Source organism: Serratia sp. TSA_105.2 (assembly GCF_052692115.1).
Genome location: NZ_JBQZFT010000009.1, coordinates 1 through 13,421, shown reverse-complemented (window position 1 = coordinate 13,421; position 13,421 = coordinate 1). Strand labels below are relative to the sequence as shown.

The 13,421-nt window shown below is 60.9% G+C and carries 12 protein-coding genes; 8 read left to right on the top strand and 4 right to left on the bottom strand.

All coding sequences use genetic code 11. The features are described 5' to 3' along the window. The first annotated feature begins 333 nt into the window (after positions 1-333). The 7 genes from aroK (at position 334) to trpS (ending at position 6,558) form a co-directional block, all read left to right on the top strand. Positions 334-855, top strand: a complete 522-nt coding sequence (aroK, locus tag ACUTSC_RS20580; protein WP_004391482.1) for a shikimate kinase AroK — start codon at positions 334-336, stop codon at positions 853-855. 106 nt (positions 856-961) lie between these two features. Then, positions 962-2,062: a 3-dehydroquinate synthase gene (gene aroB, locus ACUTSC_RS20575; RefSeq protein ID WP_197768522.1), complete on the top strand. Its 1,101-nt coding sequence runs from the start codon at positions 962-964 to the stop codon at positions 2,060-2,062. Between the two features lie 156 nt (positions 2,063-2,218). Beyond that, positions 2,219-3,232, top strand: coding sequence for an SPOR domain-containing protein (locus tag ACUTSC_RS20570; protein WP_197768521.1), 1,014 nt, complete (start codon positions 2,219-2,221; stop codon positions 3,230-3,232). Between the two features lie 84 nt (positions 3,233-3,316). Further along, positions 3,317-4,129 carry an adenine-specific DNA-methyltransferase gene (gene dam / locus ACUTSC_RS20565; RefSeq protein ID WP_063991690.1) on the top strand — a complete coding sequence of 271 codons (813 nt, stop codon included), beginning with the start codon at positions 3,317-3,319 and terminating at the stop codon, positions 4,127-4,129. A gap of 50 nt (positions 4,130-4,179) precedes the next feature. Further along, complete coding sequence (gene rpe, locus ACUTSC_RS20560; protein ID WP_004930320.1) at positions 4,180-4,857, top strand: ribulose-phosphate 3-epimerase; 678 nt, start codon at positions 4,180-4,182, stop codon at positions 4,855-4,857. Next, on the top strand, positions 4,850-5,548 hold the full coding sequence (locus ACUTSC_RS20555) for a phosphoglycolate phosphatase (RefSeq protein ID WP_004930322.1): 699 nt from the start codon (positions 4,850-4,852) through the stop codon (positions 5,546-5,548). Before rpe ends, ACUTSC_RS20555 begins: the two co-directional genes overlap by 8 nt. Positions 5,549-5,550: 2 nt before the next feature. After that, positions 5,551-6,558 carry a tryptophan--tRNA ligase gene (gene trpS / locus ACUTSC_RS20550; RefSeq protein ID WP_063991688.1) on the top strand — a complete coding sequence of 336 codons (1,008 nt, stop codon included), beginning with the start codon at positions 5,551-5,553 and terminating at the stop codon, positions 6,556-6,558. A 51-nt stretch (positions 6,559-6,609) separates the two neighbouring features. Here trpS and cysG read toward each other — a convergent pair whose 3' ends face one another. The 4 genes from cysG to nirB are packed head-to-tail and all read right to left on the bottom strand — an operon-like array spanning position 6,610 to position 11,753. Continuing rightward, complete coding sequence (gene cysG / locus ACUTSC_RS20545) at positions 6,610-8,013, bottom strand: siroheme synthase CysG (protein ID WP_197768520.1); 1,404 nt, start codon at positions 8,011-8,013, stop codon at positions 6,610-6,612. Positions 8,014-8,063: 50 nt separating this feature from the next. Next, positions 8,064-8,864, bottom strand: a complete 801-nt coding sequence (gene nirC, locus ACUTSC_RS20540) for a nitrite transporter NirC (RefSeq protein WP_197768519.1) — start codon at positions 8,862-8,864, stop codon at positions 8,064-8,066. Between the two features lie 16 nt (positions 8,865-8,880). Continuing rightward, a complete protein-coding gene (nirD, locus tag ACUTSC_RS20535; protein ID WP_019456155.1) occupies positions 8,881-9,207 on the bottom strand; it encodes a nitrite reductase small subunit NirD in 327 nt (108 codons plus the stop codon). Next, positions 9,204-11,753 carry a nitrite reductase large subunit NirB gene (gene nirB, locus ACUTSC_RS20530; RefSeq protein WP_197773645.1) on the bottom strand — a complete coding sequence of 850 codons (2,550 nt, stop codon included), beginning with the start codon at positions 11,751-11,753 and terminating at the stop codon, positions 9,204-9,206. Before nirB ends, nirD begins: the two co-directional genes overlap by 4 nt. Before the next feature lie 303 nt (positions 11,754-12,056). On the opposite strand from nirB, the gene ACUTSC_RS20525 reads away from it, so the two are divergent. Beyond that, the gene (locus ACUTSC_RS20525) at positions 12,057-13,325 is read left to right on the top strand and encodes a cytosine deaminase (protein WP_443003496.1); all 1,269 of its coding nucleotides are present in this window, start codon (positions 12,057-12,059) and stop codon (positions 13,323-13,325) included. The last annotated feature ends 96 nt before the right edge of the window (positions 13,326-13,421 follow it).

The window sequence follows — 13,421 nt, the reverse complement described above, 5'->3', positions numbered from 1 at the left end:
CGGACGGCAAATCTCCTAAAGTTGATGAGCAGATACACTTTTTTATCCCCTTGGGGGGATCTGCGTTTGACGCTGCGGCCGATTTAGCTTACAAGGGTTACCGAATTGAGCACCGAGGTTTTTTGTTAGCGTCAAGACGCCGTTAAAAACATATGGTTTCCCTCCCGCGGCGTGGATTGCGATTTATTCGGTTGCCAAACTACCAAGAGTGTTGAGATAATTTTTCGTCTGATCTCGCACTATCGCTCATGAGGTTTCAGTTTAGGTCCCGCCGCTGATTTGATTGGCGGGGCGGGTTAACATTAACGAATTGTCTTAGTAATACCGAAAAACATGGCAGAGAAACGCAATATCTTTCTGGTTGGGCCTATGGGTGCCGGCAAAAGCACTATTGGCCGTCAGTTAGCTCAGCAACTCAATATGGAGTTCTTCGACTCCGATCAAGAAATTGAGCGACGTACCGGAGCTGACGTGGGCTGGGTATTCGACGTGGAAGGGGAAGAAGGTTTCCGCGATCGTGAAGAAAAAGTCATTAATGAACTGACGGAAAAACAAGGGATTGTGTTGGCGACCGGCGGTGGTTCGGTGAAGTCGCGCGAAACGCGCAACCGTCTGTCCGCGCGCGGTGTGGTGGTCTATCTGGAAACCACGATCGAGAAACAACTGGCTCGTACCCAGCGTGATAAAAAGCGCCCGCTGCTGCAGGTTGATTCTCCGCCGCGTGAAGTGCTGGAAGCCTTGGCGAAAGAGCGCAATCCGTTGTATGAAGAGATTGCCGATGTCACCATCCGCACCGACGATCAGAGCGCTAAAGTGGTTGCCAACCAGATCATCAACATGCTGGAAAGCAACTGATTGCCGATTTTCGCGTTCGCCGTCGGCCAATGCGGAAAACTGATTTGTGTTCCCCGCTGTTGCGGGGATCAACCACCGCCGCACCATACAGAGAACTGAGCGCGACATGGAGAGAATTACTGTAACGCTTGGGGAGCGCAGCTACCCGATTACCATCGCCGCCGGATTGTTTAACGATCCGGCTTCTTTTATGCCGTTGAAGGCGGGTGAGCAAGCGATGTTGGTCACCAACCAGACCCTGGCGCCGCTTTATCTGGAGCGTGTCCGGCAGGTGCTGGAGCAGGGTGGCGTCGTGGTGGATCAGGTGATCCTTCCCGATGGTGAGCAGTACAAATCTCTGGCGGTGTTGGAGCAGGTATTTTCGGCGCTGCTGGAAAAACCGCACGGGCGCGATACCACGCTGATCGCCCTCGGCGGCGGCGTTGTCGGCGATCTGACCGGCTTTGCCGCCGCGTGCTACCAACGCGGCGTGCGCTTCATTCAGGTTCCCACCACGCTGTTGTCGCAGGTGGACTCTTCCGTAGGCGGCAAGACCGCCGTCAACCACCCGCTCGGCAAAAACATGATCGGTGCTTTCTATCAACCCGCTTCGGTGGTGGTTGATCTGGATTGCCTGAAAACGTTGCCGACGCGTGAACTCTCTTCCGGCCTGGCTGAAGTCATTAAATACGGGATCATTCTCGATCGCGAGTTCTTCGTCTGGCTGGAAAATAACATTGATGCGCTGATGGCGTTGGATATGCAGGCATTGGCCTACTGTATCCGCCGCTGCTGCGAACTGAAGGCTGAGGTCGTGGCCGCCGACGAACGCGAAAGCGGCCTGCGCGCCTTGCTGAATCTGGGCCATACTTACGGCCATGCCATCGAAGCCGAAATGGGCTACGGCGTATGGCTGCACGGCGAAGCGGTGGCTGCAGGCATGGTGATGGCGGCGGAAACCGCACACCGTCTCGGCCAGTTCTCGGTTGAAGATATCGAACGCATCAAAGCGCTGCTGCTGCGCGCCGGCTTGCCGGTCTGCGGGCCGCAGGAAATGACGCCGGAATCCTATCTGCCGCACATGTTGCGCGACAAGAAAGTGCTGGCGGGTGAACTGCGTCTGGTGCTGCCGGCCGCGATCGGTGCGGCGGAAGTGCGCGGCGGCGTAGGGCATGAGCTGGTGCTGGCGTCGATCGCCGCCTGTCTGCCTGAGCAGCAGCGTAATTAAATCGGACCAAGTAACAGTGGCTTAGCCGCCATTTGCATCTATATTAATACAGTGAGCAGAGCACGACGGGTGTCGCTTTGCCATCATCGGGTTAATCTGCCCGTGCCACGGTAGGTCTACGGTGGTGGGCTTTTGCCTCTAGTTGGAGGGTTTCAGATGGACGAGTTTAAACCGGAAGACGATCTCAGACCTGATAGCAGCGATCGTCGTCCTACGCGTTCGCGCAAGCCGGCCGCCGCGCCGCGCTTCGCCGTTTCGCGCCAGCATTTGATGATTGGCATCGGCATTTTGGTGCTGTTGCTGCTGATTATCGGCATCGGTTCCGCCTTGAAGGCGCCAACCAAGCATGAGGCGGCTCAGGAGAGCGCTGCGCAAAACGGCGCGGCCCGCGATATTAACCTGTCCGGTTCTTCGTCGCTGACTACCGCCAACAACGGCGTGCCGGGCGGCACCACGGATACCCACGACAACAATGGCGTGAGCGCGACTCAGCCACAGCAACCGCAGAACGTCAGCGTTCCGCCGATTTCCGGCACGCCGACCGAAGCGCAAACTCAGCCTCAGCAAGGCGGTGCGCAGCAGCGCGTCGATCTGCCGGGCAACATGGCGGACGCGCTGTCGCAGCAGCAGGGGCAGGTGGATGCCGCGACCCAGGGCATGACCGGCGCAGCGTCGACGCTGCCGACCGCACCGGCGACGGTGATGAGCGGCGCCGCGGCGCGTGAAGCGACGCGTCCTGTGCAGGGCACCGCGCCGCAACAGCATAAAACGCCGGCGAAAACCGCCGCCACCAAACCGACCGCGACGCAGCATAAATCACCGACTACGGTGTATACGCCGCCGGCCAAGCCGTCTTCCACCGCGAAAGCGGGAGCGGTCAGCAGCAGCGGCAGTTCGCTGCAGTCTGCACCGGGTAGCCACTATACCTTGCAACTGAGCAGCGCTTCGCGTTCCGATACGCTGAACGCCTATGCCAAGCAGCAGAAGTTGCAGAACTACCTGGTGTACGCTACCAAACGTGACGGCAAGCCGTGGTTCGTGCTGGTGAGCGGCAACTATGCGTCTTCTGCGGAAGCGAAGCGCGCCATTGCTTCGTTGCCGGCGGATGTGCAGGCGAAAAAACCGTGGGTCCGACCTGTACACCAAGTGCAGCAAGATCTTAAAAAATAAATCATTTAAATTTGTGCGCTGATGTGCTGTCTGAAACAGAGTACAATCCGCCGCTCTGAATTGTATAAGTAGCTAATTGACGGCATGAAGAAAAACCGCGCTTTTTTAAAATGGGCTGGTGGAAAATACCCGCTGGTAGATGAGATTCGTCGCCATCTGCCGGCGGGAGACTGCTTAATCGAGCCCTTCGTGGGTGCGGGATCCGTCTTTCTGAATACGGATTACGACGCCTACATTCTCGCCGACATCAATAGCGATCTTATCAACCTGTATAACATCGTTAAGCTGCGCACGGATGACTTCGTGCGCGATGCCCGCACGCTTTTCGCCGATGAATTCAATAACTCGGATCAGTTTTACCTGCTGCGAGAAGAGTTCAATACTAGCACCGAGCCTTACCGCCGGGCGCTGCTGTTCCTGTACCTGAACCGCCACTGCTATAACGGCCTGTGCCGCTATAACCTGCGCGGCGAGTTCAACGTGCCGTTTGGCCGGTACAAGAAACCGTACTTCCCGGAAGAAGAGCTCTACTGGTTTGCCGAAAAATCGCGCAATGCCACTTTTGTCTGCGAGCATTACCGCGATACCATGGCGAAGGCCGTGGCCGGTGCCGTGGTGTATTGCGATCCGCCTTATGCGCCGCTGTCGGCGACGGCGAATTTCACCGCTTACCACACCAACAGCTTCAGCATCGCCGATCAGCAAAGCCTGGCGAAATTGGCGCACCAGCTCTCGGTAGAGAGTCAGGTACCGGTATTGATCTCCAATCACGATACCGAGCTGACGCGCGACTGGTACCAGAATGCTGCGCTGTATGTGGTGAAAGCGCGCCGCACAATCAGCCGCAACATTCTCGGCCGCAGCAAAGTGAACGAGCTTTTGGCGCTGTATCGCTAAGCCGGGGCACCCCGGCGCATAACAACTCGACCCTACGTTTGGAGAAGCGGATGAAAAAGTTTTTGATTGCCCCGTCCATTCTGTCGGCAGATTTTGCCCGGTTAGGTGAAGATACCGCTAACGTGCTGGCCGCAGGCGGTGACGTGGTGCACTTCGACGTGATGGACAACCACTACGTGCCCAATCTGACCATCGGTCCGATGGTGTGCGAAGCGCTGCGCAACTACGGCATTACTGCGCCGATTGACGTGCACCTGATGGTCAAGCCGGTGGATCGCATCGTGCCTGATTTCGCCAAGGCCGGCGCGTCTTATATCTCTTTCCACCCCGAAGCTTCCGAGCATGTCGATCGCACCATTCAGCTGATCAAAGAGCACGGCTGTAAAGCCGGCCTGGTGTTCAACCCGGCCACGCCGCTGAGCTATCTCGATTACGTGATGGATAAAATCGACGTGATCCTGCTGATGTCGGTCAACCCGGGCTTCGGCGGCCAGTCGTTCATCCACGGTACCCTGGACAAGCTGCGCCAGGTGCGCAAGCTGATCGACGACAGCGGTCGCGATATCCGCCTGGAAGTCGACGGCGGCGTGAAGGTGGATAATATTGCCGAAATCGCCGCCGCAGGCGCCGATATGTTCGTCGCCGGTTCCGCCATCTTTGGCCAGCCGGACTACCGCAAGGTGATCGACGAGATGCGCAGCGAGCTGGCGAAGGTTACTCATGGCTGATTTCGGCGCGATCCGCGCATTGGCCTTTGATCTGGACGGCACGCTGGTCGACAGCGCGCCGGGCCTGGCGGCCGCCATCGATATGGCGCTGGAAGAGACGGGCTTGCCGCAGGCGGGTGAAGAACGGGTTGGCACCTGGATCGGCAACGGCGCCGACGTGCTGGTGCAGCGCGCGCTGCGCTGGGCGGAAGCGGAAGGCACGCCGGAGCAGTGCAGCCGGCTGCGTGAACGCTTCGACCATTTCTACGCGCAGACCGTCGACAGCGGCAGCCGCCTGTTCCCGCAGGTGCAGGAGACGCTGGCCCGACTGGCCGCGCACGGTTACCCGATGGCGTTGGTGACCAATAAGCCGACGCCGTTCGTGGCGCCGCTGCTGGCATCGTTGGGCATTGGCGACTATTTCTCGCTGGTGATCGGCGGCGACGACGTGACGGAAAAGAAACCGCACCCGGCGCCGTTGTACCTGGTGCTCGGCAAGCTGGGGTTGCGGGCGCATGAGCTGCTGTTCGTCGGCGATTCGCGCAACGATATTCAAGCCGCGCAGGGCGCCGGTTGCCCAAGCGTCGGCTTTACCTACGGTTATAACTACGGCGAATCGATCGCCCTGAGCCACCCCGATCGGGTGTTGGAGCGCTTCGCCGATTTGTTGCCCGCTCTTGGGCTGTCATCTTTAGAGAATCAGGAAATTTAAACATGAGTAAGCCCATCGTATTTAGCGGCGCGCAGCCGTCCGGCGAACTGACCATCGGCAACTACATGGGTGCGCTGCGTCAGTGGGTGCAGATGCAAGACGACTACGACTGCATCTACTGCATCGTCGATCTGCATGCCATCACCGTGCGCCAGGACGCCGAGAAGCTGCGCAAGGCCACGCTGGATACGCTGGCGCTGTACCTGGCCTGTGGCATCGATCCGGAAAAAAGCACCATCTTCGTGCAGTCGCACGTACCTGAGCACACGCAGCTGAGCTGGGTGCTGAACTGCTACACCTATTTCGGCGAACTGAGCCGCATGACGCAGTTCAAGGACAAATCCGCGCGCTACGCGGAGAATATCAACGCCGGGCTGTTCAGCTATCCGGTGCTGATGGCGGCGGATATCCTGCTGTATCAAACCAACCAGGTGCCGGTGGGCGAAGACCAGAAGCAGCACCTGGAACTGAGCCGCGACGTGGGGCAGCGTTTCAACGCGCTGTACGGCGACGTGTTCAAAGTGCCGGAGCCGTTTATTCCTAAATCCGGGGCGCGGGTGATGTCGCTGCAGGAGCCGACCAAGAAGATGTCCAAGTCGGACGACAACCGCAACAACGTGATCGGCCTGCTGGAAGATCCGAAAGCGGTGACCAAGAAGATCAAACGCGCAATGACCGACTCGGAAGAGCCGCCTGTCGTGCGTTACGATGTGGTCAACAAGGCGGGCGTCTCCAACCTGCTGGATATCCTTGCCGGCGTGACCGGCAAGAGCATCGCGCAGCTGGAAGCCGAGTTCGAAGGCCAGATGTACGGCCACCTGAAAGGTGCGGTGGCGGACGCCGTCTCCGGCATGCTGGGTGAGCTGCAGGAGCGCTACCACCGCTTCCGCAACGACGAAGCCTATCTGCAGCAGGTGATGCGCGACGGCGCCGCCAAGGCCCGCGCACGCGCGCAGGAAACCCTGGCGAAGGTCTATCAGGCCGTCGGTTTCGTGCCGCCGCAGGCGTAACGCCAGCGCGAATAGAAAAAGCGGCCAAAGGCCGCTTTTTTTACGTCGGTATCACGCCATTTGTGCCAGGCCGGCGGGCGATGCCTCGCTGGCGAACCAGTTGAGCTTGCTGCGCAGGCTGACCACGCTGCCGACGACGATCAGGCTGGGGCTGGCGGCCTGTAGTGACAAGGCGCCCAGTTGACAGAGCTTGCCTTCGATCACCCGCTGGCGGCAAGAGGTGCCGTTTTCCACCAGCGCCACTGGCGTGGCGGCCGGCAGGCCGTGTGCGATCAGCTGGCGCTGGATTTCCGCCGCTTGAGATAGCCCCATGTAGAACACCAGCGTCTGTTGCCCGGCGGCCAGCGTCGCCCAATCCAATCCACCGTCGGCCTTGGCGTGCCCGGTCACCAGGCGCACGCTCTGTGCATGGTCGCGGTGGGTGAGCGGGATGCCGCTGTAGGCGGAACAGCCGGAGGCGGCGGTGATGCCCGGCACCACCGAGAACGGCACGTTGGCGTCTGCCAGCGTCTCCAGCTCTTCGCCGCCGCGGCCGAAGATAAAGGGATCGCCCCCCTTCAGGCGCACCACGCGTTTGCCTTGCTGCGCCTGCTGCAGCAGGATTTGGTTGATCTGCTCCTGCGGCACGCAGTGGTGGCCGGCGCGTTTGCCGACGAAGATACGCTCGGCGTCGCGGCGCACCAGCGTCATGATCTCTTCGGAGACCAGCCGGTCGTAAACCACCACGTCGGCCTGCTGGATCTGTTGCAGCCCTTTCAGCGTCAGCAAGCCGGCATCGCCCGGCCCGGCGCCCACCAGTACCACTTCACCGCGATCTTCCGGCTGTTCGCTGAACAGCTGCTCGAGTTGGCGTTCGGCCAGCGCGGCGTCGTCGTTGGCCAGCGACTGCGCCAGCCGATCGTGGGCGAATAACCGTTCCCAGAAGCGACGGCGCGCGCCGAGGCTGCTGAAGCGTTGTTTTACCCGCTGCCGCAGTGAGCCACCCAACTGGGCCAGCTTGCCGAGGTGCTGCGGCAGCATCGCTTCCAGCTTCTCGCGCAGCAGCCGCGCCAGCACCGGCGCTTTGCCGCCGGAGGACACTGCGACCATGATCGGTGACCGATCGATGATAGACGGCATGATAAAGCTGGCGCGTTTCGGATCGTCCACCACGTTGCAGAACACCCGTTGCTGGTTGGCGCACTGGTACACCAGTGCGTTGACTTCCAGCCGGTCGGTAGCGGCGATCACCAACCATTTTTCCGCCAGCAGGGCCGGGCTGAATTCGCCCTCGATCAGCGTCAGCAGGCCTTCTGCCGCCCACTGGTGGAACTGCGGGCTGAATGCCAGGGCGTTGACGGTCAGCGCCGCGCCGGCGTCCAGCAGCAGGCGCGCCTTGCGTTCGGCGATCTCGCCGCCGCCCACCAGCAGGCAGGCTTTATGTTGCAGTTGGCAGAAAATCGGCAGGTAGTCCATCGGCACTCCTCGGGGTAATCAGTGTGGGGGCGAAATGCGCCCCCGAAAACTCAGGCGGTCTGACGTGCGGCGGCTTTCGCCGCCTGCGGGCGTTCGGCGCGCGGCGTAGCGTACCAATACCCCAGACCCATCAGCACCGAGCCGGACAGGATATTGCCCAGCGTCACCCAAAGCAGGTTGTGGCCGATGCCGGCGAGGGTATAGGCCTCGCTGTGGTTGCCGAACCAGGAGAGGGCGAACAGCGTCATGTTGGCGACGGAGTGTTCGTAACCCGAGGCGATAAAGGCCAGCAGGCACCACCAAATGGCGATGAACTTGGCGGCGCCTTCTACGCGGATCGCCATCCAAATCGCCAAGCAAACCAGCCAGTTGCACAGCACCCCCTTGAAGAACAGCACTTCGGCCGGCGCGGTGGTTTTCGCCAGCGCGGCGCTGTGCACCAGGCTGGTATCCACCGGCAGCAGGCTGCCGCCGCCGTAGTAATACATCAGCGCCACCAGCACCGAGCCGAGCAGGTTGCCGAGCCAGGTTTGCGGCAATACCGCCCACATCTGGCTCTGGCGGATGGTGCCTGCCTTGACGCCAAGCGTCAGGAACATCGTATGGCCGGTGAACAGCTCGGAACCGGCGATGATCACCAGCGTCAGCGCGATGCCGAAGGTGGCGCCCATCACCAGCGGCCGTACGCTTGGGTCGACCAGGTTGCCGAGGGTGAAGATCAGGATGATGCCGAGGCCGACGTAGGCGCCGGCCATCGCCGAGCTGATCCAGAAGCCGAGCGGGCTCTCCTTCGCCAGGCGGACGATGCGCGCCGCGTTGGCGGCGCATTTGCTGATCGTGTCGGTAAACATGTTGCCTCCCGAAAGGTTATGCCGCGACTTGCACGATGCCGTCGACCACCCGGCTGGCGAAGCTGGCGACGGAACGGCTGTCGTCTTCCAGACAGTGGCCGTCGTACAGGCGGAAATGCTGTTTCTTCAGCGGGCTGGCGACCCACAGCTCGCCCTGATGCTCGGCGATGAGGCCGCGCGACAGCACGCTGGCCTGGGCGAACGGGTCGATATTGCTGATGGCGAACACCTGCTCGTCGGCATAGGGGCGGAACACCGCCACCTGCCGATCGCCGATCAGGGCGCACACGCCGGTGCCGGGCAGAATGTCGGCGACGGGACAAACGGTAATCCACTGGCTCATGCGTGGCTCTCCTCGGTATCGATCAGGGTGACGGGAATGCGTTCGTCAGGGCGCGCCGGGCGGTGCTGGTCGCGTTCGGCCACCACTTGCACATTCGGATCGCGCAGCGGGCTGTTGATGAAGTGGGCGAAGCGCAGCTGCGTTTCCGGATGCTCGACGGTCTCTTTCCACTCGCAAATCACCGCATCGCGCAGGCGGGCGATCTCCGCTTCCAGTTGGTCGTTGATGCCGAGCTTGTCGTCGACGATCACCTTGCGCAGATAATCGATGCCGCCTTCCAGGCTCTCCAGCCACACCGAGGTGCGCTGCAGCTTATCGGCGGTGCGGATATAGAACATCATGAAGCGGTCGAGGTAGCGCACCAGCGTCTCGCGATCGAGGTCGGCGGCCAGCAGGTCGGCGTGGCGCGGTTTCATGCCGCCGTTGCCGCAGACGTACAGGTTCCAGCCGTTCTCGGTGGCGATGATGCCAACGTCCTTGCCCTGCGCTTCGGCGCATTCACGGGTACAGCCCGAGACGCCGAACTTCATTTTGTGCGGGGTGCGGATGCCTTTGTAGCGATGCTCCAGCGTGACGCCGAAGCCGACGCTGTCGCCGACGCCGTAGCGGCACCAGGTGCTGCCGACGCAGGTTTTCGCCATGCGCAGCGCCTTGGCGTAAGCGTGGCCGGTTTCAAAGCCGGCGGCGAGCAGCTTGCGCCAGATGGCCGGCAGGTCGTCTTTCTGCGCGCCGAACATGCCGATGCGCTGTGAACCGGTCATTTTGGTGTAGAGGTTGTATTCCTTGGCGATCTGGCCGATGGCCAGCAGGCCGTCCGGGGTGATTTCGCCGCCGGCGGAGCGCGGGATCACCGAGTAGGTACCGTCTTTCTGAATATTGCCGAGGAAGTTGTCGTTGGTATCTTGCAGCGGCGTATGCTGCGGCTTGAGGATGTACTCGTTCCAGCACGAGGCCAGCAGCGAGCCGACGGTCGGTTTACACACTTCGCAGCCGTAGCCTTTGCCGTATTTAGCCAGCAGCGCCTCGAACGACTTGATGCCTTCGACGCGGATCAGGTGGAACAGCTCCTGGCGCGAGTAGGCGAAGTGTTCGCACAGGTGATGGTTGACCTCGATGCCTTGCTTGCTCAGCTCGGCGTTCAGCACCTGGGTGAGCAGCGGGATGCAGCCGCCGCAGCCGGTGCCGGCTTTGGTTTCGGCCTTCAGCGCCGCTACGGTGTGGCAGCCTTTGTTGACCGCCTGAATGATGTCGCCTTTGCTGACGTCGAAGCAGGAGCAGATCTGCGCGCTTTCCGGCAGCGAATCCACGCCGATGGCCGGTTTGCTGCCCGCGTGGGCCGGCAGGATCAGGCCGTCCGGGTTTTCCGGCAGCTCGATGCCGTTCAGCGCCAGCTGCAGCAGGTTGCCGTAATCGCTGGTGTCGCCCACCAGCACCGCGCCGAGCAGGGTTTTGTTGTCGGCGCTGACCACGATGCGTTTGTAGACTTCTTTGCTTTCATCCAGATAAACGTAGCTGCGGGCGCCCTCGGTGCGGCCGTGGGCATCGCCGATGCCGCCGACGTCCACGCCCAGCAGCTTCAGCTTGGCGCTCATGTCGGCGCCCTGGAAGCCGTTTTCGCGGCCCAGCAGGTGATCGACGGCCACCTGCGCCATTTTGTAACCCGGCGCCACCAGGCCGAAGGTGCGACCGCGCCAGGCAGCGCACTCACCGATGGCGTAGACGTCCGGATCCGACGTCTGGCAGCTGTCGTTGATGGCGATGCCGCCGCGGCGGCCAATCTCCAGCCCGCACTGACGCGCCAGCTTGTCCTGGGCGCGGATGCCGGTGGAGAACACGATGAAATCCACTTCCAGCAGGCTACCGTCGGCGAAATGCATGGTTTTGCGCGCCGTGTCGCCTCCGTTGACGATCTCCTGGGTATTTTTGCCGGTGTGTACCTTGACGCCCATGCGCTCGATCTTGCGGCGCAGCTGGTCACCGCCCATCGGGTCGAGCTGTTCGGCCATCAGCACCGGAGCGAACTCGATCACGTGCGTTTCCACCCCCAGGCTTTTCAGCGCGCCGGCGGCTTCCAGCCCCAACAGCCCGCCGCCGACTACCGCACCGCGTTTGCTGCGGCGCGCGCAGGCTTCGATGGCGTTCAGGTCTTCGATAGTGCGGTAAACGAAGCAGTCCTGGCTATCCGAGCCTTTAATCGGCGGGATCCACGGATAGGAGCCGGTGGCCATGATCAGCTTGTCGTAATAGACGGTGCGGCCGGTGTTGGAGTGGATCACTTTCTCGTCGCGATTGATGGTGATAGCGCGTTCGCCGATCAGCACCTTCACGCCGTGTTTTTCGTAAAAGCCTTCGCGCACCAGCGACAGCTCTTCGGCGGTGTGGTGCGAGAAGTAGGAGGAAAGATGCACGCGATCGTAAGCGATGCGCGGCTCTTCGCAAAATACGGTGATTTCGAATTGGTCTTTGTCTGCTTTATCCAACAGATCTTCGATGAACCGGTGGCCGACCATGCCATTGCCGACGACGGCAAGTTTGACTCTGCTCATTATTGCCTCAAAATTCTGGTTTCCTAGGCTTACCTTATCTCTCCCAATGGGCAATTTATTGATGCAAATCAATCACACCCTCATATACCTCTAACGTGGTATATGGATGATTTTTCACGTTTTTTGATAAGTTGCGGATTTTATTCACCTTTAGCTGAAGCGAGTCAGTTTGCCTGCAAACTACCCCGCAGGGAGTAAACGTTGGGGGTAGGCAGGCAACGGCGACTTTGTCAGCGCGATCCGCTGCCAGTATGATGAAGAAAACCAGTGCAACGGCAGAGGTGAAAGGTGGCGAAACGTCCATTGAAGTTTATCGACAACCTGCGTTTAAGCGGGCATGAAGGGTTGTGGCAACTGGCGATCGAGCAGGGGCGCATCGCGCATCTGGTGCCGCAGCCGGAAGGCCAGGAGTGGCGCAGCGACGTGTTGGATGCGCAGGGCGGGTTGGCAGTGCCGGCGTTCGTCGAACCGCATATTCACCTGGATACCACGCAAACCGCCGGCCAGCCGGCCTGGAACCAGTCCGGCACGCTGTTCGAGGGCATTGAGCGCTGGGCCGAACGCAAAGCGTTGCTGACCCATGAGGACGTCAAACAGCGCGCCTGGCAAACGCTCAAGTGGCAGATCGCCAATGGCGTGCAGTATGTGCGCACCCACGTCGACGTTTCCGATCCCACGCTGACCGCGCTGCGTGCCATGCTGGAGGTGAAACGGGAGGTGGCGCCCTGGGTGACGCTGCAGATCGTCGCCTTCCCGCAGGAGGGGATCCTTTCCTATCCCAACGGCGAAGCGCTGCTTGAAGAGGCGCTGCGGCTGGGGGCCGACGTGGTGGGCGCCATTCCGCACTTCGAATTCACCCGCGAATACGGCGTGGAGTCGCTGCATAAGGCGTTCGCGCTGGCGCAAAAATACGATCGGCTGGTGGACGTGCACTGCGATGAAATCGACGACGAGCAATCGCGCTTCGTCGAGACCGTGGCGGCGCTGGCGCTGAAGCTGGAGATGGGGGCGAAAGTCACTGCCAGTCACACCACGGCGATGCACTCTTACAACGGCGCTTACGCCTCGCGGCTGTTCCGCCTGCTGAAAATGTCCGGCATCAACTTCGTCGCCAACCCGCTGGTGAACATTCACCTGCAGGGGCGTTTCGACAGCTACCCGAAACGGCGTGGCGTGACGCGGGTGAAGGAGATGCTGGAGGCAGAGATCAACGTCTGCTTCGGCCATGACGACGTGTTCGATCCCTGGTACCCGCTCGGCACCGCCAACATGCTGCAGGTGCTGCATATGGGGCTGCACGTGTGCCAGCTGATGGGCTATGGCCAGATCGACGATGGGCTGAAGCTGATCACCCACCACAGCGCGCGTACCCTTAACCTGAGCGACTACGGCCTGGCGGCCGGCAACAGCGCCAACCTGGTGATCCTGCCGGCGGAAAGCGGCTTCGACGCGGTGCGCCGCCAGACGCCGGTGCGTTATTCGATTCGCCAGGGGGCGGTGATCGCCGAAACGCGGCCGGCGGAAACCACGCTGCATTTGCAGCAGGATGAGACGGTGGATTTTCGGCGCTAAGGCGCAAAAAAAAGGGCGCCTTGCGGGCGTAATGCTTGTCAGTTAAGCTTTTGAGGAAGCCGCAACGTATAACGTTGCGGCTTCTTTTTTACTGCC

Excerpts from the sequence above, each read along its gene's own strand:
- cysG (WP_197768520.1), bottom strand. The coding sequence starts at position 8,013 with ATGGACTACCTGCCGATTTTCTGCCAACTGCAACATAAAGCCTGCCTG.
- rpe (WP_004930320.1), top strand. The coding sequence starts at position 4,180 with ATGAAAAAGTTTTTGATTGCCCCGTCCATTCTGTCGGCAGATTTTGCC.
- dam (WP_063991690.1), top strand. The coding sequence starts at position 3,317 with ATGAAGAAAAACCGCGCTTTTTTAAAATGGGCTGGTGGAAAATACCCG.
- trpS (WP_063991688.1), top strand. The coding sequence starts at position 5,551 with ATGAGTAAGCCCATCGTATTTAGCGGCGCGCAGCCGTCCGGCGAACTG.
- ACUTSC_RS20555 (WP_004930322.1), top strand. The coding sequence starts at position 4,850 with ATGGCTGATTTCGGCGCGATCCGCGCATTGGCCTTTGATCTGGACGGC.
- ACUTSC_RS20570 (WP_197768521.1), top strand. The coding sequence starts at position 2,219 with ATGGACGAGTTTAAACCGGAAGACGATCTCAGACCTGATAGCAGCGAT.
- nirC (WP_197768519.1), bottom strand. The coding sequence starts at position 8,864 with ATGTTTACCGACACGATCAGCAAATGCGCCGCCAACGCGGCGCGCATC.
- nirD (WP_019456155.1), bottom strand. The coding sequence starts at position 9,207 with ATGAGCCAGTGGATTACCGTTTGTCCCGTCGCCGACATTCTGCCCGGC.
- nirB (WP_197773645.1), bottom strand. The coding sequence starts at position 11,753 with ATGAGCAGAGTCAAACTTGCCGTCGTCGGCAATGGCATGGTCGGCCAC.
- aroK (WP_004391482.1), top strand. The coding sequence starts at position 334 with ATGGCAGAGAAACGCAATATCTTTCTGGTTGGGCCTATGGGTGCCGGC.
- aroB (WP_197768522.1), top strand. The coding sequence starts at position 962 with ATGGAGAGAATTACTGTAACGCTTGGGGAGCGCAGCTACCCGATTACC.